This window comes from Bacillus sp. JZ105, assembly GCF_053903125.1.
The window spans coordinates 1,261,743-1,284,358 of the sequence record NZ_CP096387.1 but is presented as its reverse complement, the minus strand read 5'-3'; the positions used below and the strand labels follow the sequence as shown (position 1 = coordinate 1,284,358).

The 22,616-nt window shown below is 43.8% G+C and carries 22 protein-coding genes; 4 read left to right on the top strand and 18 right to left on the bottom strand.

From position 1 onward, the window contains the following. Positions 1–3: 3 nt before the first annotated feature. Both M1D81_RS06500 and M1D81_RS06495 read right to left on the bottom strand, forming a co-directional pair. The gene (locus M1D81_RS06500) at positions 4–330 is read right to left on the bottom strand and encodes a PadR family transcriptional regulator (protein WP_456265256.1); all 327 of its coding nucleotides are present in this window, start codon (positions 328–330) and stop codon (positions 4–6) included. 114 nt (positions 331–444) lie between these two features. Next, positions 445–966 carry an acyl-CoA thioesterase gene (locus tag M1D81_RS06495; protein ID WP_008346212.1) on the bottom strand — a complete coding sequence of 174 codons (522 nt, stop codon included), beginning with the start codon at positions 964–966 and terminating at the stop codon, positions 445–447. Between the two features lie 180 nt (positions 967–1,146). Here M1D81_RS06495 and M1D81_RS06490 point away from each other — a divergent pair, with 180 nt between their 5' ends. Then, the gene (locus tag M1D81_RS06490) at positions 1,147–2,028 is read left to right on the top strand and encodes a dimethylarginine dimethylaminohydrolase family protein (RefSeq protein WP_456265257.1); all 882 of its coding nucleotides are present in this window, start codon (positions 1,147–1,149) and stop codon (positions 2,026–2,028) included. Between the two features lie 38 nt (positions 2,029–2,066). Here the strand turns inward: M1D81_RS06490 and M1D81_RS06485 are convergent, their stop codons facing one another. From M1D81_RS06485 to proG, 10 genes are all read right to left on the bottom strand, one after another. Beyond that, the gene (locus M1D81_RS06485; protein WP_456265258.1) at positions 2,067–3,035 is read right to left on the bottom strand and encodes an ABC transporter ATP-binding protein; all 969 of its coding nucleotides are present in this window, start codon (positions 3,033–3,035) and stop codon (positions 2,067–2,069) included. Then, positions 3,025–3,942: a C40 family peptidase gene (locus M1D81_RS06480; RefSeq protein WP_456265259.1), complete on the bottom strand. Its 918-nt coding sequence runs from the start codon at positions 3,940–3,942 to the stop codon at positions 3,025–3,027. Before M1D81_RS06480 ends, M1D81_RS06485 begins: the two co-directional genes overlap by 11 nt. Continuing rightward, positions 3,942–5,021 carry a mandelate racemase/muconate lactonizing enzyme family protein gene (locus M1D81_RS06475; protein ID WP_456265260.1) on the bottom strand — a complete coding sequence of 360 codons (1,080 nt, stop codon included), beginning with the start codon at positions 5,019–5,021 and terminating at the stop codon, positions 3,942–3,944. Before M1D81_RS06475 ends, M1D81_RS06480 begins: the two co-directional genes overlap by 1 nt. Continuing rightward, positions 5,018–5,959 carry a S66 peptidase family protein gene (locus tag M1D81_RS06470; protein WP_456265261.1) on the bottom strand — a complete coding sequence of 314 codons (942 nt, stop codon included), beginning with the start codon at positions 5,957–5,959 and terminating at the stop codon, positions 5,018–5,020. Before M1D81_RS06470 ends, M1D81_RS06475 begins: the two co-directional genes overlap by 4 nt. Positions 5,960–6,075: 116 nt before the next feature. Then, positions 6,076–7,698 carry a peptide ABC transporter substrate-binding protein gene (locus M1D81_RS06465; protein ID WP_456265262.1) on the bottom strand — a complete coding sequence of 541 codons (1,623 nt, stop codon included), beginning with the start codon at positions 7,696–7,698 and terminating at the stop codon, positions 6,076–6,078. Further along, on the bottom strand, positions 7,695–8,708 hold the full coding sequence (locus M1D81_RS06460) for an ABC transporter ATP-binding protein (protein ID WP_456265263.1): 1,014 nt from the start codon (positions 8,706–8,708) through the stop codon (positions 7,695–7,697). The genes M1D81_RS06465 and M1D81_RS06460 overlap by 4 nt, the downstream gene beginning before the upstream one ends. Positions 8,709–8,715: 7 nt before the next feature. Beyond that, on the bottom strand, positions 8,716–9,678 hold the full coding sequence (locus M1D81_RS06455) for an ABC transporter permease (protein ID WP_456265264.1): 963 nt from the start codon (positions 9,676–9,678) through the stop codon (positions 8,716–8,718). Continuing rightward, positions 9,675–10,610, bottom strand: a complete 936-nt coding sequence (locus M1D81_RS06450; RefSeq protein ID WP_024424621.1) for an ABC transporter permease — start codon at positions 10,608–10,610, stop codon at positions 9,675–9,677. The genes M1D81_RS06455 and M1D81_RS06450 overlap by 4 nt, the downstream gene beginning before the upstream one ends. Positions 10,611–10,628: 18 nt before the next feature. Continuing rightward, complete coding sequence (locus tag M1D81_RS06445) at positions 10,629–11,453, bottom strand: M55 family metallopeptidase (protein ID WP_456265265.1); 825 nt, start codon at positions 11,451–11,453, stop codon at positions 10,629–10,631. Between the two features lie 189 nt (positions 11,454–11,642). Further along, positions 11,643–12,467, bottom strand: coding sequence for a pyrroline-5-carboxylate reductase ProG (gene proG / locus M1D81_RS06440; RefSeq protein ID WP_456265266.1), 825 nt, complete (start codon positions 12,465–12,467; stop codon positions 11,643–11,645). A gap of 169 nt (positions 12,468–12,636) precedes the next feature. Here proG and M1D81_RS06435 point away from each other — a divergent pair, with 169 nt between their 5' ends. After that, positions 12,637–13,926, top strand: a complete 1,290-nt coding sequence (locus M1D81_RS06435) for a S1C family serine protease (RefSeq protein ID WP_456265267.1) — start codon at positions 12,637–12,639, stop codon at positions 13,924–13,926. A 232-nt stretch (positions 13,927–14,158) separates the two neighbouring features. On the opposite strand, the gene M1D81_RS06430 is transcribed toward M1D81_RS06435, so the two are convergent. Beyond that, the gene (locus tag M1D81_RS06430) at positions 14,159–15,115 is read right to left on the bottom strand and encodes a ring-cleaving dioxygenase (RefSeq protein WP_456265268.1); all 957 of its coding nucleotides are present in this window, start codon (positions 15,113–15,115) and stop codon (positions 14,159–14,161) included. Positions 15,116–15,444: 329 nt separating this feature from the next. Here M1D81_RS06430 and M1D81_RS06425 point away from each other — a divergent pair, with 329 nt between their 5' ends. Together M1D81_RS06425 and M1D81_RS06420 are read left to right on the top strand one after the other, a co-directional pair. Further along, positions 15,445–16,758 carry an APC family permease gene (locus M1D81_RS06425; RefSeq protein WP_456265269.1) on the top strand — a complete coding sequence of 438 codons (1,314 nt, stop codon included), beginning with the start codon at positions 15,445–15,447 and terminating at the stop codon, positions 16,756–16,758. A gap of 96 nt (positions 16,759–16,854) precedes the next feature. After that, the gene (locus M1D81_RS06420) at positions 16,855–18,189 is read left to right on the top strand and encodes an IS1182 family transposase (protein WP_456265270.1); all 1,335 of its coding nucleotides are present in this window, start codon (positions 16,855–16,857) and stop codon (positions 18,187–18,189) included. A gap of 104 nt (positions 18,190–18,293) precedes the next feature. Here M1D81_RS06420 and M1D81_RS06415 read toward each other — a convergent pair whose 3' ends face one another. From M1D81_RS06415 to lpdA, 5 genes are all read right to left on the bottom strand, one after another. Further along, complete coding sequence (locus tag M1D81_RS06415; protein ID WP_034281483.1) at positions 18,294–18,623, bottom strand: bh protein; 330 nt, start codon at positions 18,621–18,623, stop codon at positions 18,294–18,296. A gap of 63 nt (positions 18,624–18,686) precedes the next feature. Beyond that, positions 18,687–19,643, bottom strand: coding sequence for a sugar-binding transcriptional regulator (locus tag M1D81_RS06410; RefSeq protein WP_024426787.1), 957 nt, complete (start codon positions 19,641–19,643; stop codon positions 18,687–18,689). A 93-nt stretch (positions 19,644–19,736) separates the two neighbouring features. Then, positions 19,737–20,522, bottom strand: coding sequence for an SDR family NAD(P)-dependent oxidoreductase (locus tag M1D81_RS06405; protein WP_456267151.1), 786 nt, complete (start codon positions 20,520–20,522; stop codon positions 19,737–19,739). Further along, positions 20,500–21,201 (bottom strand): SDR family NAD(P)-dependent oxidoreductase, encoded by a 702-nt coding sequence (locus tag M1D81_RS06400; protein WP_456265271.1) that lies wholly within the window; start codon positions 21,199–21,201, stop codon positions 20,500–20,502. The genes M1D81_RS06405 and M1D81_RS06400 overlap by 23 nt, the downstream gene beginning before the upstream one ends. A 25-nt stretch (positions 21,202–21,226) precedes the next feature. Beyond that, positions 21,227–22,609, bottom strand: coding sequence for a dihydrolipoyl dehydrogenase (gene lpdA, locus M1D81_RS06395; RefSeq protein WP_456265272.1), 1,383 nt, complete (start codon positions 22,607–22,609; stop codon positions 21,227–21,229). Between the last annotated feature and the right edge of the window lie 7 nt (positions 22,610–22,616).

The window sequence follows — 22,616 nt, the reverse complement described above, 5'->3', positions numbered from 1 at the left end:
ATCTCACTTCCCTTTTTGTAATAAGCGGTTTACATTTTTTGAAAGCTCATTCCAGCGGTCAATAAACTCTGTGAGCGCTTGTTCTCCCGCTTGTGTGAGCGTATAGTATTTCCTTTTCGGGCCGGTCGCTGACGCTTTTGTGACGGTGGTCACCAGCTGTTCCTTTTGCATACGCAGCAAAATCGGATAGATACTGCCTTCACTTATTTGATCAAACCCATAATGCGAGAGCTTCTTCGTCATTTCATACCCATATATTTCGCCCTCAGAAATAATCGACAGCAGGCAGCCTTCTAAAATTCCTTTTAGCATTTGTGTGGATGTTGTCATGATTGTTCCTCCGATTCCAGTACCTTGCATCACAAGATAGCTTTATCTTACCATACACTATCTTGCCATGCAAGATACCATTCCAGAAAAAAATCACCGCTTAAAGGGTGATTTTTACGCCCAAGGCTTATCTGTCCCAAGTGCGTCAGCAAGCGCCTTACTATGCTTTCGGCGGCTTTTTCTTTCCTCTGCCCGCTGTTTCGCTGTTTGATGAAGCATGATCTCTTCCTCTGTTTCCGGCATCACCTGCGGGACTCGTTTAGGCTTTCCGTTTTCATCTAATGAGACAAATGTCAGAAATGAAGTCGCTGCGAGTCTGCGCTCTCCAGACATCAAGTTTTCTTTAATGACTTTGACGAACACTTCCATAGAAGACGTGCCGACCCATGTGACATAGGATTCCAAGCATACGGACTCCTTTTGTCCAATCGGCTCTAAAAAGTCAACAGAATCCATTGAAGCTGTGACCGTTTCACTGCGGCTGTGTCTTGCAGCCGAGATGGAGGCAATGTCATCTATATAACTCATTAATTTCCCGCCAAATAACGTTTGGTGGTTATTCGTATCAAGAGGAAACACCCTGCTGGTTTTAACAACTTTCGATTCTTTGCAGTATTTGAAATTTTCTTCACTCATCATCATAGCTCCTTCTTGCTGTTTTCGTGGATGCGGAACGACTTTTATTAAACACTATTCTTTTAGGTTTGTCTAAACTTTTTGCTTTAGTCTTATGTGAGAGATTTTCTTTCGGAAATGTTTCAACCATGACAAGAACGAGGAATAATAGAACTATGAACGAACAAGGAGGCCATTTTGATGGATTCTATGAGAGCAGAGCAATTATACAAAATGCCGCAATGTATGAGTGAATACGACGATTTAGAAGAAGTTCTTTTATGCAGTCCTATTTACATGGAAATCAAACAAATTATCAATGAAACCCAGAAACATTTTGCGAAAGAAAATATTTCTCAAATGAAAGCAGTCGCTCAGCATAAGCAATTGATCCAAACCCTTAAATGTCATCAAGTACGGCCCATCCTGCTCCCGGCGAATGACCGCTTCCCTGAGCAAGTCTTCACTCGGGATATTGGGTTTACGATTGGACATACACTGTTTGTTTCAAGTATGGCCGCTCCGGTTCGGCAAGGGGAAGAACAATACCTAAAAGAATGGGCACACGCAAAAGGGTGGTCAGCTGTCACTTTGACAGATGGAACGATTGAAGGCGGCGATGTGCTTGTGGATCAGAAGCGTGTGTTTGTTGGCACGAGCAAAAGAACTAGTCCGGCCGCTATCTATCAGCTCAAAAAGGAACTGCCGGATCATGACATCATTCCGATTCACCTTCCTCCTCACATTTTGCATCTTGATTGTGTGATGAATATTCTGTCTCATGACGAGATCATCATTTATCCTGAAGCGTTCAAGCAAAAGGATCTCCAGCTGCTCAAAACATATTATGATTTGATTGAAATCAGTGAACAAGAGCAATTTACACTTGGACCAAATGTTTTATCCATTGGGCAGAAAAAAGTGATCAGCTTGCCCAGCAACCAAGAAACAAATACTGCGTTAACCGCTCACGGATACACCGTTATTGAAGTGGACTTTTCTGAAATTATTAAATCCGGCGGCTCTTTCAGATGCTGCACATTGCCTATTCGGCGTTCATCTATTAAAAAAGCCAGCATGTAGAACAGCTTGTCTACTTGCTGGCTTTTGTCTAGCTTGTCCTATTTTCTATTATATAAATGACAGGCGACTTCATGTCCTTCTTCCACCGCTTGTAATGCCGGCTTTTTTTCAGCACACACATCCATCGCGGCAGGACATCTTGTTCGAAATACACAGCCGCTTGGCGGGTTCACTGGACTTGGAATTTCTCCTTTTAAAATAAACCTTTTGCGCTTGTCCTCTACGTCAGGATCTGGAATGGGGATTGCAGACAGCAAGGCTTGTGTATATGGATGAAGCGGTGTTTGATATAATGCATCACTCGTCGTCAACTCGACGAGATGGCCTAAATACATCACACCGATCCGGTCGCTAATATATTTCACCATGGACAAGTCATGTGCAATAAAGAGAAATGTTAATCCTTCCTCTTTTTGCAGTTTTTTCAGCAGATTCACGACCTGCGCTTGGACGGAGACGTCTAATGCAGAAATCGGCTCATCTGCCACAATAAATTTTGGCGCTAAGGCAAGTGCTCTTGCAATGCCGATTCTCTGCCTCTGTCCTCCGCTAAATTCGTGCGGATAGCGGGTGGCAAAATCATAGCTTAATCCTACCGCTTCGAGCAGTTCTTTCACGCGGGCAATCCTTTTCTGTTGACTCCCATAAAGCTGATGAATCTCCATTGGCTCAAGCATAATATCTTTTACTGACAGTCTTGGATTTAACGAGGAATACGGATCTTGAAAGACCATTTGCATTTGCCGGTTGAAATCAAATGATTCTTTTTTAGAAAGGTGGTGAAGACTTTTCCCTTCATATAAGGCTTCACCATCTGTAGGTTCATAAAGACGCATGAGCACTTTTCCAAGTGTGGATTTGCCGCAGCCAGACTCACCAACGAGACCAAAGGTTTCACCTTGTTTCAGCTGAAAAGAGACACCATCCAGCGCTTTTAAGGTTCTCCCTTTCGATAGATGAAAATGTTTTTTGAGGTTGTTCACTTGTAAAAGTGGTTCAACTGTCATGATCGCTCCTCCTCTCGCTTGGTAAATACCGCCTTGCACCTGCCCATTCCTTTTCATATGAAGTGCCAGAAAGGGAAAGAAGCTCAATTTGTCTGCCGGTTTTAGGCGAATGAAGCATCATCCCGTTCCCAGCGTAGATCCCTACATGGTGGACCGCTCCCTTTCCGTTATCATTTGCAAAAAACAGCAAGTCGCCTTGTTCTAAATGGCTTGATGTCACCGGCGTTCCTTGAACTGCTTGGTCACTTGCGTCTCTCGGCAAAAGATATCCGCACGCTTTGTACATGCTGTAAGCAAAGCCTGAACAATCATAGCCAAAGCTGCTCATGCCTCCCCATAAATAAGAAAGGCCAATAAATTGTTTTCCTGCGTCTACGACATCTTTGCCGGTCATAGAGAAAGCTTGCGATACTGGGCGTACATCTGCTTTGTTGATTTCTCTTATTCCTAATGGGGTGACAACATGAAATTGATCATCTGTTTCATTGGCGGCTGCCAGCTCTGTTAAAAAGCTAATCTCCATATCAGGTTCCCCGTTTTGATAGAGCGTGGCTTTTTTCTGCCAAACGATAAGAGATGCAGCTGACGCACTTCCCTCTGTTACTGGTTTTAATTGCTCATCAGGTATATAGCCTGGGTAGCCTTGCGGATGTTTCCGGCTGGCCTGCTGCGGTATGACGACTTTCATCCAGCCATCTGTCTCTTCTAATCCAATCACTCGTCCGCCGAGCAGTACTTGAGATTGAATCAAATTTTCTTCACATAAAGCCAGCTTTTCTTCATATGTTTGCTGGTCAATCCACTCTTTGATGTTAATGGAGTCCTGAAGTACCTTTCGATCGATTTCTCGGGGAGACTGCGGCGCTGTCCATACGTTAGCGACTGGAACCTTTGATTCATATATCATCATGAGACTCCTTTCACCCCTTGAATGCCTAACCCATGATGCAGCGGTAAAAATATATCTTTTCCTTTGTACACGATTCCTCCGTCTATCATGTCCTCTTTCAGCATAAGCGGGGCATCAAAATCGCAGCGGGTGATATTCGGCTGGCTTGCGGCGAAATGTGCGGCTGCTGTAATGCCAAGCTTTGACTCAATCATACTGCCAACCATGCACTGAACACCGTATGCTTCGGCCAGGGCATTGATTTTTAATGCTTCTTTTATGCCGCCTGATTTCATTAATTTTAAATTGATCAGATCACAGCTTCTCGTTTCAAGCACCTTGATTGCATCATGAAAACTGAAAATGCTTTCGTCTGCCATGATCAATGGATCAACTGCTTCTGTCACACGGCGCAGACCTTCGATATCTTCTTTCGGCACTGGCTGTTCTACTAGTTCAATATTCAGCGCTTCCATTTTTCGAATGGCTGTGATCGCTTCCTTCCACGTCCAGCCCTGATTGGCGTCGAGCCTGATCTGAATGTCGGGCCCGACTTTTTCTCGAATCCGCTTGATCCGCTGAATATCCGTTTGTATATCATCTTTTCCTACTTTGATTTTTAACGTCTGAAAACCTTCAGCTGCGTATTGCTTCGCATCTTCTGCCATCTCAAGCGGCCGGTTTACACTGACCGTATAGTCGGTTTCGAGCTGATGACGATATCCGCCAAGGTATTGATAAAGCGGAAGTCCTGCCTGTTTTGCTAAGCCATCATAAATGGCCATATCGATTGCAGCCTTTGCGCTTGTGTTGCTTGCGAGCACGCGGTTCATAGCAGAAAAGATTTGTTCATACTCTGCCAAGGAAGCCCCGAGCAAAATGGGTTTGATCACTTCACAGATGGCATAGTCGATGCTTTCCAGCGTTTCTCCTGTAATCACCGATGTGGGAACTGCCTCTCCGTAGCTGACATCACCTTGATCATATGTGATGATAACGATCAGAGAAGCTGCGTCATACACCGTTCTTAAAGCGGTTTTGAAAGGCTTTTTTAGCGGTACACTCGTTCTGCATGTACGAACATCGACGATTTTCATTTGATCGCCTCTTTCGCTGCAACGCCTGGAGAAATGTGCAGTTTTTTCCCTGCGGCATCTAGTGCAGCCTGCACGCCCATCGGAATGGCAAAGTTCGGTGATGAATGACCGATCCGAAAGCCGCCGAGTGCAGGTTTCTTTTGCGGCACAATATAGGTTTCCCACAGCTGTTCCAAGGTTAAGGACTGGTCTTTCTTTTTTGGTTCACATTGATGAAAATCTCCAATGATGAATCCTGCCGCATCATCCAATTTTCCGGCAGAGGTGAGGTGCTGCATCATGCGATCGATTTTATAAGGCTCTTCGTCAATATCTTCAATGAACAACAGCTTTCCTTTCGTATCAATTTCAAAAGGTGTACCAAGTGTTGTCACGATGAGGGCAAGATTCCCTCCTATGATGTCACCTGAAACGGTGCCGGGGTAGAAGGTATGAAGAGGTGACAAGTGATGCGTATACGTAAAGGCCTTCGGCGTGAACAGCTGCAAAAAGGTATCCTTCGTATACGGATGAACCTCTTCAAGTCCCACATCAGAGGAAAGCATTGGACCGTGAAAGGTCACAAGGCCGGTCTGCTGCTGGATGGCCGTATGTAAAAACGTAATGTCACTATAACCCCAAAAGATTTTTGGATTCCGGCGAATGAGATCATAGTCAATGGCTTCCGCAAGTCTTCCAGTTCCGTACCCTCCGCAGGCACAAATAACTGCTTTGACTTCTGGATCTTGAAACATGCCATGAAGATCTTCCACTCTTTCATGATCACGCCCTGCTAAATACCCGTACCGGGAATCGAGATACTTCCCTTTTTTCACCTTCAGCCCGAGGCTCTCTAAAAAGGCAATCCCTTTTGCTAATTTCAATTCATCAGGCGGGCTTGCTGGTGCGATAATCCCCACCGTATCCCCTGTTTGAAGCGCCGCTGGCAGCTGGTTCATGCCAATCCCCTCTTTCTCTTTATTTCTTACAATCTATGGGCATTTTCTCCATAACATGAACGAATAAAGGAACAGACGCTTTTGTTCAAAACGTCCGTGTGCCTCATTCCCTTCAATTACTCTCCATCTACTTGCGCCCATTTCAAATCGATATACCCAACAGGGTGGCGGACAATTCCCTTCACGCCCTCTTTTTGCAAATGAACTTGGTTATAAAAATGAATAGGAATGATCGGAGCTTCTTCAATGAGAAGTGCCTCTGCATCATGAAGGATGCTGTTTCTTTTTTGTTCATCTGCTTCCTGGCTCGCCTTTTTGATCAGCTGATCATAGGTGTCGTTTGACCATCCAGTCCGGTTCATCGCATTCCCTGTTTGAAAGCTCTCTAGGAAATTAATCGGATCTGCATAGTCTGCTAAAAATGAACTTTGCGAGAATTGGAATTTCAGCGCCTTTTGATCTTCTGCAAATACATTGGCTTCCATGTTTGCAAGCTTCACGTCCACACCCAGTGCTTCTTTTAATTGCTGCTGGATGGCTTCAGCTTTTTTCTTGTTCTCAGGCTTTGTGCTATATGTTAATGTGACGGGCGGCAGCTTTGAATAGTTCTCTTCTTTCAGCCCTTTTTCTAATAGTTTTTCAGCTTCACTCGTATCTTGTTTGACAAGATCACCGCCAGCTTCTCTGAAATCCTCACCCTTTGAATCTAGAATCCCCGGTGAAACGAAGGCGCGAGCTGGCTTCTCTTTATTTTTCGTTACATAATCCACGATATCTTGCGGATTGATTGCCATTTGAAAGGCTTTGCGAATGTTCTTATTTTGAAAAGGTTCCATGTTCACATTCAGACGATAAAAGAACAGTCCAGCCTGATCTTCAATTTGCACATCTTTATTTTTCAGCAAATTTTCACTTTGTTCTGCTGGGACGAAGGCAGTATCTAAATCTCCCGATTGATACATTTGATAATCAGTGTTTCGATCGCTGATCATCAGCCACTTTACCTGATCCAGCTTGACTGATTTCTTGTCCCAATATGTCTTACTTTTTTCCATAGTGAAGCTCTCATCATGCTTCCATTCTGTCAGCTGAAACGGTCCATTCCCAACAAAGGTTTTGGCATCCTTTGCCCAGTTAGGGTCCTTCTCTGCTACCTTCTCATTGACAGGGAAAAAGGCAGGGTTTGCGGTCATATTTAAGAACGATTTCTGCGGATATGCCAGTGTGACCTTTAGCGTTTTGTCATTTTCAGCACTGACTTTTACATCCTCTTTCTTTCCTTTTCCGCTGTTAAATGCCTCTCCGCCTTCAATCATGTAAGCTAAGAACGATGCAGAGGAGCCTGTTTTCGGATCAAGCAGACGCTTCCACGCATATTCAAAGTCACTCGCTTTCACTGGATCACCATTCGACCACTTGATGCCGTCTCTTAAATGAAATGTGTACGTTTTTCCATCCTCTGAAATCTCCCATTTTTCCGCCATTGCAGGAGATGGTTCGTGCTTTTCATTCAGTCTTGTTAATCCCTCCATTAAGTTATTCAGACCTTGCCACGATACATTATTAAAACCAATCGGCGGGTCAAATGACGTCGGTTCGTTTTCGTTATTTAAGGTTAATACTTTCTTTTCATTTTTATTGCTTGATGATCCTTTACCTGCTTGCTCATTGGCTGTACATCCTGCGAGCAGCATGATGATGAACAAACAAACACTGATGATCCACCCTTTTTTTCTCATGAAAAACTCCCCCTTTGTGTTGAAGATAACATCGCTTGTTTCGCTCGCTCGTCCTGAAGCCAGCAATGCACTGTATGAGTAGGTGACCGCTGCGTTTCGTGCGGCATGATATGATCACACACTTTCATGGCAGCCGGGCAGCGATCGGTATACGGACATCCCTTTGGCGGTGCAAATAAATCAGGCGGGCTTCCCTCAATCGGAATCAGTTCATCTTTCATATCAAGTCTTGGAACGGATTGCAGGAGCCCTTTTGTATAAGGATGCTGCGGACTGTAAAAAATATCTTGCCTTGTTCCGGTTTCAACCATTTTCCCTCCGTACATGACTGCTACCCTGTCGGCAACTTGGGCCACGACCCCTAAGTCGTGTGTGATTAAGATAATGGTAACCCCTGTTTTCCTCTGAATCTCTTTAAACAGCTCTAAAATTTGTGCCTGTATGGTCACATCAAGCGCAGTCGTCGGTTCATCTGCGATCAGCACCTTTGGCTCACAAATCAGTGCCATGGCAATCATGAGCCGCTGCCTCATCCCCCCGCTGAATTGGTGCGGGTATTGCTTTAATCTCTCCTTCGGCTGCGGAATACCAACCAAATCAAGCATCTGTATGGCGGCTTCTCTCACTTCTTTTTTCGTCAGCTTTTGATGCTCCTTCGCCGCCTCCATCAGCTGATCCCCTATTGTCAAGGTAGGGTTCAGTGCCGTCATCGGATCTTGGAAGATCATCGAAATATCGACACCTCGTATGGCGCGCATTTCTTTCTCAGATAATGACAGCAAGTTGCGGTCTTGAAACCAGATTTCTCCCTGATCGACTTGCGCGCTGTATGCAGGCAGAAGCCTCATAATGCTTTGTGATGTCACACTTTTCCCGCAGCCTGATTCTCCTACAATGGCTAAGGTTTCTTTTTCATATACATCGACATTCACTCCGCGTACCGCTTGAACTGAACCGCCGTATGTCCGAAAGCTGACGTGCAGATCGATAATTTGTAGAACTTTTTTCAAAGCGCCATCACCTCTTCATCTTTGGATCAAGCGCATCTTGCAAGCCATCACCTAAATTGTTAAAGCAAAACATCGTGAGTGAAATAAAAAATGCCGGGAAAAATAAACGCCACCAATGCCCATTGTCTGACAGCACAGTCGGCAAAGCGTCATTGGCCATCACGCCCCAGCTTGCAAACGGCGCTTGAATACCTAAACCGAGAAAACTTAGAAACGCTTCAGCAAATATCGCAGTCGGCACAGTCAGGGTCATCTGGACGATAATCGGCCCCATCGTATTCGGCAAAAGGTTGCGGCGAATGATCCGCAGGCTTTTGGCACCAAAGGTTTTTGAGGCAAGGACATATTCCTGGCTTTTCAGCTGAAGAACCTGACCTCTCACAATTCTTGCCATTCCAATCCATCCGGTGACAGTGAGCGCTACAATAATGGTGACAAGCCCTGGCCCCATGAGCACCATCAATAAAATGACGACAAGTAAATAAGGAAGTCCGTAGAGCACCTCGACAATCCGCATCATGACATGGTCGTATTTGCCGCCCTTATAACCGGCTATGCCCCCATAAATCACACCGATGGCAAAATCAATTAAGGCTGCCATGACACCCACAAATAACGAAATGCGGGCTCCGTACCAAGTACGTGTGAACACATCTCGTCCAAGCTCATCTGTTCCAAACCAGTGAGCAGCCGAGGGCGGCAGATTTTGCATCGAAAGACGCTGCTCTGTCACACTATTTGGCGCTAGCAATGGGCCTAAGACTGCCATGACAAAAAGAAAAATCAGGACGGATAGGCTAAACATTGCAAGCTTATTTTGCTTCAGCCGCCTCCATGTATCAGCCCAATAGGAAAGAGAGGGTCTTTTAATGGCATGGGCTTCCGTTTTCTTTTGCTCTCGAGGAGAAAACCATTCGTCCGGCACTTCAGGATGCCTGTCCGGTGGATCATGCTGAAGGTGTATACTCATGCCTTTCCTCCTTTCTGATGCAGCTGAATCCTTGGATCAAGGAGACGATACGCCACATCGACAATGAAGAGAAGTGTGATTAAAATAATGCTGTAAAAAACAGTGGTTCCCATGATGACAGGATAATCACGGTTGTTAATGCTCTCGACAAAGTATTTTCCCATTCCAGGAATGGCAAATATTTTTTCAATGACAAAACTTCCTGTTAAAATACTTGCGACAAGTGTTCCAAGAATGGTCACAACGGGTAAAAGTGCATTCCGAAGCGCATGTTTAAATACAATTTTAAAGGGAGAAAGTCCTTTTGCTTTGGCCGTACGGATATAGTCTTGCGACAGCACTTCAATCATGCTCGACCTCGTTAACCTGGCGATAATGGCCATTGGGCTGACAGCAAGGGCGATTGTAGGCAGCACCATATGCATTGGACTTGTCCACATCGCTGTAGGAAAGAGCTTCAAATTGACAGCAAGCTGCTGAATTAATAAGGTAGCAAAGATAAAGTTTGGAATGGATATACCGAATACAGCAATCGTCATGGCGATGTAATCAATCAAACCATTATGCCGGAGGGCAGCCATAACCCCTAGCAGAATGCCAGAGATAACAGCAATCAATATTGAAATAAGACCAAGTTCTAATGAGACTGGGAAGCCTCTCGCCAATAGATCATTGACACTTTCAGAAGGCTTTTTAATGGAAGGACCAAAATCAAAGGTAACAATGGATTTTAAATAGATGACATATTGAACATAGAGTGGTTCGTCTAAGTGATAGTAGCTTTCGAGGTTTCGCTGGACGGTTTCGTTTGTATTTCGTTCTTCATTGAAAGGCGATCCTGGGATGACCTTCATTAAAATAAACGTTAAAGTCGTAATCGTTAAGATCGTAGCAATCATCGCAATAAAACGCTTGAGCAAAAAGCTGGCCATCTGCTGTCTCCCCCTCACTTAACAAAATGTTGTACGTGCGGCAAGCTCTGTCATGACAAGCATCGCTTGATAGGCTTCTAATATATTGTCTGCCTGGTACGTCACCGCCGTTGTTCCTTCTATGATGGCAGTACCCGGCATTAAATTCGCCCATTCGGCTTGTCCATAGTTGGCAAACTCAATCTTAAGCAGCGGTTGATCAGGAGGCGTCAGCGGCTTCATTTGATCAATCTGTTTCATCGCGGCTTCCACTTGGTGCGAGATTTGTTGATTGACTTTGGCAGGAGGTAAGCATTTCACAGCAGATCTTGAGATGGTCTCTTTCACTGCCACTGTTTTCACACCAGGCATCAGCTTTTCTGCCTCAAGTGCTGCTTGATCATCCCCGCAAACAAGAATGACCGGCACACCATAGTAGCCTGCCACATACGCATTAAAGCCCATTTCACCAATTGGATGATCATTTATGTAAAAATGTCTGACCCCAAAAATCATACTGTGTGACATCACACCTTTCATTGATGCCCTTGCATGATAGCCTAAAAAAACAGCTGCATCATAGGTTTGATCCAATCCTTGCACCATTGAATAAGGCTTTACATCACCTGATATGAGAACTGCCTCTTCATGCAGTTTTTCGATCAAAAGATTATTCATTTTAGAATGACTGTCATTCACCAAAATGTCGGTGGCACCATGCTGGACAAGCGCCTCTACACAGGCGTTCACTTCACCTGTCATAATGCGTCTGCCCCGCTCGTAGTTATGCTGGCGTGAATCAACAAATGTATGATCAGCTAGACCAGTAATTCCCTCCATATCGACAGATAGATAGAGCTTCATTCCCATCCCCCTTTAATTAAACATAAAATTTGTGTATATTTTTCTAAATTTTCTAAAAAATTATATGAGAACTTGATTGATTTTTCAATACAATGTCCGAAAATAAGGAATTTAGACTTAGATAATACAGGTCAAAAGCCTTTCTCAGAAAGGATTTTTTTAACAAATAAAACACCACTAACTATGTCTTTAGTGGTGTTTATCCGCTTCATTGATCTGCGATTTCAGCTGTTCATATTTCTTCATGGTTTGTGTAAATAAATCATCAAACATCTGAGGTGCCTGCTGTTGAATGACCTCTGCACCTTCTCCTGTAATTCCCCCTTTTGTCGCCACTCTATCGACAGTTTCAGCAAAGGTTAGGCCTCGTTCTACGAGGATCTGGCCAGTTCCTAAAAGGGCATACGTTAAAAATTCATTCGCTTCCTCTAAGGAAAGATCACTATTTCTCACAGCCGCTTTTGCCATTTCTTCAAAAAGAGCAGCGATAAAACCAGGAGATGAGCTTGTCAAATTGCTCGCCGCATCAAACCGGTCTTCCTCTACCTCCCTGACAATGCTAAAAGCTGAAAGCAGACGGTGCAAACGCTCCTTGTCCTCACGTCCTGCGGTTTCACCATGCGCAACAAGGGACACACCTGTCCCCACAGCTGACGTAAGCGTTGGGATGTATCTGGATACTGGCTGCGCTGTATGCGCTTGTAACTTTTCTAATGTCACAGCTGCTGCTACTGACACAATATGTACCGCTTTCCCTTTAGAAGGCAGCTGATCCAGAACATCTAGTACAGCAAGCGGCGGCACGCAGACAAACAATATATCACATGACGCAGAAAGATCGTCTAATAAACAAATGTTGATTTCTTGATACTTTTCTTTGAGCTGATGCAGGCGCTCCGTTTCACTTCTTGTATGGATCATGATTTGATGAGCATCCAGCACCCCATTTTCCAGCCACTTTTGCACCATCATATCAGCCATACTTCCATATCCAATGATTCCAATTGTCTCCACAGTTTAATCTCCTCTATCTTGCTTAGATTCACTACTTATTTTAACAATTTCCCACAATGTTTTCATTTTTATCCCACACTTTTTTCATACGATAAAGTCAGTCCCCACCACATATGTTACAACACCTTGAACCCATACATGAAAAAATCGATGAAAGAGAGTGATTGACATGACACAGCACAAAGATGAAAAACAAACAATTGAACAACCTCAAAAACAGAAAAAGCCAAACGGCTGGTTTAAGCCATTTGTCAGCGGTGTTGTAGGCGGTACATTAGCGTTAGGTGTCTACGTGCTTACGCCATATACTCAGCATTCATCAGACAGCACCGCAAATGATTCGGCAGCAAAAACAGAAGCAGTATCGACAAATCACACGAATTCGTCAAAAACAACAGCCGTCCAAACATCAAATTCATCAAGCAGCATCTCGAGCATGGTCGAAAATGTATCACCAGCTATTGTCGGTATTACAAACTACCAAGCGCAAACTCAAACAGATACGAGCTTTGGCGATTTCAATACGCCTTTTGATGAATTACCGCAAAACAAAAGCAGCCAGGAGGAAAAAACTGGTACAGGCTCAGGAGTGATTTTCAAAAAATCAGGCAATAAAGCCTATGTCTTAACAAACAACCACGTCATTGAAGGGGCAAATAAACTAACCGTATCCTTACACGATGGCAAAACCATTGAAGGAAAACTCGTTGGAGCTGATCCGCTCACTGACTTAGCCGTTGTGGAAATTAGCAGTAGTCATGTGACAAAGGTGGCGGCATTAGGCAATTCCTCCTCACTGCGTGCTGGGGAAACCGTCATTGCGATCGGAAACCCGCTTGGTGAAGATCTTTCAAGAACGGTGACACAAGGAATTGTCAGCGGCGTCGACCGAACAGTCTCTATGAACACATCAGCAGGCGAAAGCAGCATTAATGTCATTCAAACAGATGCAGCCATTAACCCAGGTAACAGCGGCGGTCCGCTTCTGACGACAGACGGAAAGGTTGTGGGGATCACGAGTATGAAAATCTCTGAAACAGGTGTTGAAGGCATTGGGTTCGCACTGCCAATCAATGATGTCAAACCAATCGCTGATCAGCTTCTCACAAAAGGTAAAATTGAACGTCCATATATCGGCATCAGCATGCTGGATCTCGAACAAGTTCCAGATGTGTATCAAAAAGAAACTCTCGGACTCAAAACCAGTCAGCTCGATCAAGGTGTGTACGTCAAAGATATTACCGCAGGCTCACCTGCCGCCAAAGCTGGCTTAAAGTCAGAGGATGTCATTACCGGCATCAATGGGAAACAAATCAAAACTGGCAGTGAATTACGTCATGAGTTATACACGAATGCAAAAGTAGGAGATACCGTGAGCATCACCCTCATTCGAAACGGAAAACAAGAAACAAAGCAGGTCACATTAACACAATCTGAATCTAAGCAGGTCAGTTCCTAATGAAAAAACAGCTCAGTTGATGAGCTGTTCAGATTGTTGACAAAGGGCTAAAATGATTTTTATTTTAGCTCTTTGTCTTCTTTTCAGCGTGATAGAAAACCTTTGCAGTCTAGGAAGGACGGCTACTTTTGCGGAGCGAATTTGACATTCGTGAGCACCAGCGCGCAGGACTGGCAAAGAATGCGAGGGTTTGTCTACACGCTGAAACAGCTCAGTTGATGAGCTGCTTTTTTTATGACGACTGAATTGGCGTTAATCTTTGTTCAATTTCTGCTCGTTTATGCTCTAGGAACGGCGGGAGGGCTAATTGATCGCCAAGTTCGTCCACCCCTTCATCCACTGTAAACCCAGGGCCATCTGTTGAAATTTCAAATAAAATACCATTTGGCTCTCTAAAATAAAGGGCTTTAAAGTAGAAACGTTCTACAACACCAGAGTTCGTAAAGCCTGCTTTTGATATTTTTTCATACCATTTTTCAAGCTCCTCTGCATCTTTCACGCGAAATGCGACGTGATGCACACTTCCTCTGCCGGAACGTTCAGAAGGCCCTTCTGTTTTTTCGATCACATGAATTTCTGTTCCAGCACCGCCATTTCCTGACTCAAAAATGGTCACGATCTCACCATCATTTGATTGTTCACGTGCTCTTTCAGTGAAACCAAGGATGTCCGTTAACACACGGATCGTCTTGTCAGCTTCTACTACGGTTAATTCAACTGGACCTAAACCTCTAATCGCAAACTCTGCCGGAATATCGTCATGCACTGGCGGTGAGCCTGCCTCTTGCGTATTCGGTTCTACTGTTAAAAACAGCTGCTGCCCTTCTGGGTCTTTAAAACGCAAAGCAGGTCTTCCGCCTCTCAAGGAAGCTGTTTCTTGCTGCACGCCTTTATCTTCAAACCGCTTTTCCCAAAACGTGAGTGCCTCTTTAGAAGAAACGAGAAGACCTGTGCTTGTGATCGCATTTGTCCCTTCCAAACGGCGGGCAAGCATTGGAATTTCAAAGAATGTAAGCTCTGTTCCTGGTGAAGCGACCTCATCTCCATAAAACAAATGATACATAGACGGGTCATCCTGATTGACTGTTTTCTTTACAAGTTTTAAGCCAAGGATTTGGCGGTAGAAATCAACATTTTTCTGAGCATTGGCTGTTAACGCAGATACGTGGTGAATCCCATTGATTTTCATTATTTTCACTCCTATTTTAAATTATCTCGAATTCGAGATAATATCCTTATGAATAAAATAGTTCATTTTTCAAGAAAAGTCAACCATTTGGCTGCACGTTTACTGGATGTTCGGTTTCTGGTCATAAAATTAACATTAAATCGAAAACAATCTCTCATTGTTCGTTTTTAATACAACATTTATCCTAATATCTCCAATAAATGAACACTTTCAAATACAAATACGAAAATCAGAAAATTTTTTTAATTCTTGTTTTCTTAAAATCGTATTACAATGAACAAAATACATGTCACAGTAACGTACGAAAGTGATGCAGGAGGTCGTGTGTAATGAACAAAGAACAACCAGCGTTAAAACAAGACATCGGCTTATTTTTCGCCCTATCTCTTGTCATCGGGACCATTATCGGGTCAGGCGTCTTTATGAAGCCAGGCAACGTCCTTTCCTATTCAGGAAGTTCAGACATTGCATTATTCGCTTGGCTGTTAGGTGGAATCTTAACCCTTGCAGGCGGACTGACTGTCGCCGAAATTGGTACACAAATCCCGAGAACCGGCGGTTTGTACGCCTATCTTGAAGAAGTGTATGGTGAATTTTGGGGCTACTTATGCGGCTGGGTACAGATTATTATTTACGGACCCGCCATCATTGGTGCACTTGGTCTTTATTTTGGTTCATTATTAGCCAATTTATTTTCTCTTTCGTCTTTATGGTCTACAACGATCGGCATTATCACCGTTTTATTTTTATGTATCATCAACATCATGGGAACAAAATACGGCGGATTTGTTCAGGGGCTGACCACTATCGGAAAGCTTGTCCCAATTGCCGCTATTATTGTGTTTGGCATATGGAAAGGTAACGAAAACATCTTGATGGCCGTCAACGATAGTATCGCTCAAATGAACTTCGGTGCCGCGATTTTGGCTACGCTGTTTGCTTATGATGGCTGGATTTTACTTGCTGCGCTTGGGGGAGAAATGAAAAACCCTGAGAAACTGCTTCCTCGCGCGATGGCAGGCGGAATTTTAATCGTGACGGCTTGTTATCTCTTTATTAATGTCGCACTTTTGCACGTGCTGCCAGCTGATCAAATCGTCCAGCTGGGTGAAAATGCGACAAGCACTGCTGCTACCATGCTCTTTGGACCAATTGGCGGGAAAATCATTAGTATTGGGATCATCATCAGTATCTTTGGCTGTTTAAACGGAAAGGTTCTTTCATTCCCACGTGTGATTTTTGCGATGGCAGAACGAAAGCAGATTCCTTTCGCCAGCGCAATTTCGCGGATTCACCCAACGTTTAAGACACCTTGGATCGCTGTATTTGTGCAAATTTTGATCGCCATTGTGTTTATGATCGTCAGTAATCCAGAGAAGCTGTCTGAGGTGTCGATTTTCATGATCTACATCTTTTATGTCATGGCCTTTTTCGCCGTCTTTAAGCTGAGGAAACAAAACAGCGGAATGAAGCGTGCGTACAGTGTACCACTTTACCCGCTGACACCGATCATTGCGATTATCGGTTCATTATTCGTCTTAATCAGCACCATGATCACCGATTGGAAAAGCTGCCTGATCTCCATGCTGATCGGGATGGCCGGACTGCCTATTTATTATTATATGAAAAAAGCACAAAAATAAAGCAGAGCACTAAGCAGTGCTCTGCTTCAGCTTGTAGACAAAGTCTACAAGCTTTTTTGTATAATAAGGGTATTAACATTTCTGTGGGGGATGAACATGTTATCGAAACGTGAAGAAGAAAGAAGAAATCAATTAGAAGTAGTGGCATTAGATGAATTAGTGCCTGAAGATCATCTTGTACGGAAAATAGATCAAGCAATCGATTTTGACTTCGTTTATGATCTTGTCAAAGATCATTATAGTTCCGACAATGGCAGACCAAGTGTGGACCCCGTTGTTCTCATTAAAATGGTTTTGATCCAATATCTATCTGGCATTCGCTCCATGCGTCAAACGATTAAAGAAATTGAAACCAATGTGGCTTATCGTTGGTTTATTGGGTATGGATTTTCGGAGAAAATTCCGCACTTTTCTACCTTCGGTAAAAACTACGTGAGACGTTTTCACGATACAGATTTATTCGAACAAATTTTTTATCGAATCTTAAGAGAAGCGATGAAAAAAGGCCTCGTTGACCCTTCTGGCGCCTTCATTGATTCAACACATGTCAAAGCGAATGCCAATAAGAAAAAACTTGAAAAGAAAATCGTTCGAGTTGAGACGAGAAGTTATCAAAATCAGCTTCATGAGGAAATTAATATTGATCGTGAAGAACATGGAAAAAAGCCTTTACCCCTTCAGAATAAAGAAGAAATAAAAGAAATCAAGGTCAGTACAACTGACCCAGAGAGTGGCTACTATGTAAAGGATGAACGTGAAAAGTCATTTGCTTATTCATTTCATACAGCTTGTGATTCAAAAGGATTTATTCTAGGATCACTGGTCACAGGTGGCAATGTTCATGATAGTCGTATGTTAGATTCACTCGTATCAAAGGTGACAGAGAAAATCGGAAAACCAAATGTAGTCGCAGTAGATGCTGGATATAAAACACCTTACATCGCTAAGTTTTTAATGGATCAAGAGATAAGACCAGTCATGCCTTACACTCGTCCAAAAACAAAAGCTGGTTATTTGAAAAAGAATGAATACGTGTATGATGCATATTTTGATTGTTACATTTGCCCCAACGGGCAAATTCTCTCCTATCGTACAACGACTAGAGAAGGCTATAAGCAATATGCGTCCGACTCAGAAGTATGTAAGTCCTGCTCGTTTTTAGATAACTGTACACAAAGTCAAAATCATACCAAACAGGATTACCTAGATGAAGCAGACAACCTAAGACTCACTGAAATAAATAAGAGCATCTATGCAAAACGGAAAGAAACAATTGAACGCGTTTTTGCGGATGCCAAAGAAAAGCATGGTATGCGTTGGACGAAACTTCGAGGACTAAAAAAAGTTTCAATGCAAGCGATGCTTACTTTCGCTGCCATGAACCTTAAAAAGCTAGCAAACTGGACATGGAAAGGACCATGTCCAGCGTAAAACACATGATATTTTTATCAAAAAATGTGAAAACCCCACTTTTACTTTAAGTAAAGGAGGGGTTTGTCTACGGTCTGAAGCAGAGCACTAAGCAGTGCTCTGCTTCATTTTTTATATTGTTTGATCACTTTGTATGATTCGTTTAAATATCTCATGAGCCGGTATGGCTTACTAAGTACGCGGATTGGGAGCCTTGAGATAAATCCATTCAGGTTCGACTTATATTCCTGCGTGATCCGCTTTGGTTTTGTCGCTATTTTCTCGTATACTTCCTTGTAAAATTCCTTCATGATGTCGACTTGCACACTGATCTTTTGATGACACTCTGTACACTCAACGCTTTTCATCTGATCATTCACATAAACGATGCTGTGGAGGGTCTCTTCTTGGCACCGAGTACAGTGTAGGTTTGCTTCCATTTCGGTTTGCTTCAAGATACACAGCTCCTTTCTCGTTTGATGTTGCTCTTGTTATACTATTCGAACGCTGCCAGTCTTTTATTGGACGGATGCTTCCTTTAAAATGGCTGCCGCCGTTAGTTCGTCTGTCACCAGTACTTGGATGAAGCCGCCATTTAAAGCCCCTAAAATACTCTCAGCTTTATGGGTTCCTTCTACAACAGCGATGACCGTTTTGACGCTCTTTAATTGTTCCAGCGATAAGCCAATGACCTTTTGATTCAGTTCATCTTGGACAGGTTTTCCTTCTCCATCAAAGAAACGAAAGCCAATATCACCGACAGCCCCTGATTGCCTTAAACCAGATAAGTCCTCTTCTTTTAAATAACCGACTGTTTTTAAAGTTGACCCTTTATGCGGGTTGCCAATACCGATGAGAGCAATATCCACATTTCTGCCTTCTTCAAGTACAGCTTCTATGTCCTGCATCGCCATAAGCCGTTCTTTTAATTCTTCTGTTTCTAAAATCGCAGGGGCATATAAATAGGAACACGTGCCGTTCATTTTCTTTGCCAGCTCATATGCCAGCTGATTGGCATGAATGTCGACCGCCTGCCTGCCCATTCCGCCCTCTAAAGGAATGACCTTCACATCGTTTCTTCGTTCAAACGGATATTCTTTGACAAGCTCAGCAAGTGTCGTTCCCCATGAAATGCCGATTTTCTCCGCATCTTTCATGTTTTTAGACAAATAATAGGCGCCTGCTTGACCGACTGCCCGCTTCACCATCTCAGACATTGTCCCGACACTTGGGACAACGACCGCATCTGTTAATTGAAAGGTTGTTTCTAGCTGCTTTTCAAGTTCCACCGTATGAATGCTTTCGTCTTTAATGTACACTTCAACGATTCCCACATCTTTTGCTTTTTGTAAGAGCTTTGAAATGACTGGTCTAGAGACATTGAGCTTTTTTGCAATTTCCTGCTGCGTCCACCCGTCTGTATAATAAAGATGAGCAACTTTGACGAGCTGTCGTCTTTCTTCCCAATTCAGCATGTGACATCATCCTTTTAATATACTATGATTACCAGTATACCAAACATTCGTTTCCAATTGGAACAATTGTTATGAAAATGACAAAAAGAGCGATTAACTCTCCGCTCTTTTTCCCTCAGTATATTTCGGCTGATACGTTCTCCCTCCGTCTAACAGGATAATTTGTCCGTGCAAATAACTCCCCTCGCCACGTGTGAGAAATAAAGTGAGTCCTGCAATATCCTCAGGCTTTCCTAATCTTCCGATGGGAATAAGTGATTGCAGCTGCCGTTTCTCCTCTACAGTAGGATAGAGCGTATCAAGCATTTGAGATTCAATTACGCGGGGGGCAATCACATTGATGCGTATATGATGCGAGCCTAGTTCTTTTACGAGCGAACGCATCAATCCAAAAGCCCCTGCTTTTGATGCATAATATTGAATACCGCCGCCTGATCCGGTGATTGCCGATCCCGATCCAATAATGACAACACTGCCTTCCTGCCGCTCACACATATAGGGTGCCAACGCTTTGATGCAATAGTAAAGACCATATAAGTTCACAGCCAGTGTCTTTTTCCAAAGTGAAAAATCGACTTCTAAAAAAGACAGTGATTTTGTCATTCCTGCTGAATACACAAGGTGAGCAATGCCGCCCAGCTCCCCTTCAGCTGCTGATATCATTTGCTGAACACTTTCCCACGATGAAACGTCAGCTTGAAATATCAGCAGCTGAGGATACTGTGTCTTTAAGAGCGAAAGTCCCTTTTCGTCTATATCTGACACGGCGACTTGGTGCCCTTCTTTTAAAAATCGCTCAGCAATTTCTTTTCCGATCCCTTGGGCTCCGCCAACGATGAGAACTGGTTTTTGAACATTAGCCAGCACTCTCACCCCCATCAAGCATAATCGCCGCGCCATCTGTAAATGCACCATAGGATGTACTGAGGAACACCGTCATATGGGCCACAGTCTCCTTGATTTGCTCTGTATCAGGAACCAAATCGAGAGGCGGCGGCAGCAGCGCAAGCACCCGAATGCCTTTGTCCTTAAATTCTCTTGCTAACCCTTTTGTCATGGCATTCAGCATAGAATTTGATGTAGCATGTGAGATCCCGCCATCCCCTGTGATACTGCCTGATGACGATATATTAATGATGCAGCCTTGCCTCTGATCAACCATATGCCATACGGCAGCCTGACTGGAAAGAAAGACGGTATTTACAGCCGATTCCACTTCATCCACCCACTCATCTGGGCTCACGTCATCAAGCTCCGCGTCCGCTCCTTGTTCAGCTTGATTGACCAAAATATCCAGTTTACCGCATGTATCAATCACTTGCCTCAGCATCCGTGCGGCATCACGCGGCGTTTCCAGCGGGTTCTGAATGATACTCGCTTGACCGCCCATTTTTTGAATGTCTTCACGAATGGTTTTAGCCTTTGATTCATCATGAAACGTGTGTAAAAAAACATGTGCACCTGCCCGGGCTAAAGCCAGGCAGATGGCTTCTCCAAATCCATCTGTGCTACCTGTCACAAGTGCCGCTTTCTGATGAAGCTGGACGTGCACATGCATCTCCTCCCTATCCCTTGTTTGGCAATTATTTTCTCAGCTTACTCACGATATCAAGTGCTGCTTCATAAAAACCTTCTGAGATGGTCGGATGCGGATGAATCATTTTCGCCATCTCTTCTGCTGTTCCTTCTAAATACATAAAGGAGGAAGCTTCTGAAATCATCTCTGTGACGTGCGGGCCAACCATCGTCGCACCAATCACTTCACCATAGGCTGTATCGTATACCAATTTAATAAAACCTGTTTGCTCGCCTGCCGCTAGTGCTTTACCGCTTGCCGCTAAATCAAATCGTTCTGCCCGCACGTTAAGTCCTTTGGCTTTTGCCTCTTTTTCAGTCAGACCGACACTTGCTACCTCTGGTAATGTATAAATACATCTAGGCATGATAGCAGCATTCATTTTTTCAGACACACCGCATATATTACTGACCGCAACAGCGGCCTCTGCCATCGCTGCGTGAGCAAGCTGATAGCCGCCAGCGACATCCCCAATTGCATAGACACCTTCCACGCTTGTCTGCATCTTGTCGTTCACCTTGATAAAAGGACCATCCAGCTGAAGGTCAAGCTGGCTGACAGCAGAAACACTAGGTCTTCTTCCTACACAAACAAGCAGTCTTTCAGCCGTAAAGATATGCGTCTCTCCTTTATCGTCTGATGCATGAACCGCTTTGATTCCTTCGCTTTCCGTCACCTCTGTCACAGTGGTTTTTTTCGCGATATGGATGCCTTTTTTCTTTAATTCTCTTTCTAGCAGCTTAGATGCTTCCTCATCCTCTTGCGGAATAATAGACGGAGCCGCTTCGATAATCGTGACTTTTGATTGAAGACTCTGGAAGATACAAGCCAGCTCAAGTCCAATGACACCGCCGCCAATGATGACGACAGAAGCCGGGATATCTGGGATGTCAAAGATCGTATCACTTGTGTCAAATTGAATGTCTTTAAGGCCCGGTATTGGCGGAATGGCAGGTGAAGATCCAGTGGCAATGATGAGTTCTTTCGTTTCAATCGATTCTGCCCCATCTTGTTTTTCAATCTCAATCCGGTGCTTTGTAACAGCTGTACCTCTGCCGTTATATACATCAATCTTTCCTTGCTTTAATAAAAAGGCTATTCCGCCTCTGAGCTTCTCAATGACGTCATCTTTGCGCTTTCTCATTTTATCGAAGGAAAGGACCAAATCACCTGTTTCAATTCCCCAGCTTTTCGCCTTCTCAATTGATTCAATGACTTCTGCATGTTTGAGCAGCGTCTTTGAAGGAATACAGCCTCGATTTAAACAAGTACCGCCTAGAAAATCCTCTTCAATCAATGCGACCTTCCGTCCACGCTCAGCTGCTTGAAGGGCGGCAGTATACCCGCCAGGCCCTCCGCCAATGACTGTCAGATCATACGTTTTCGTCATCCGATTC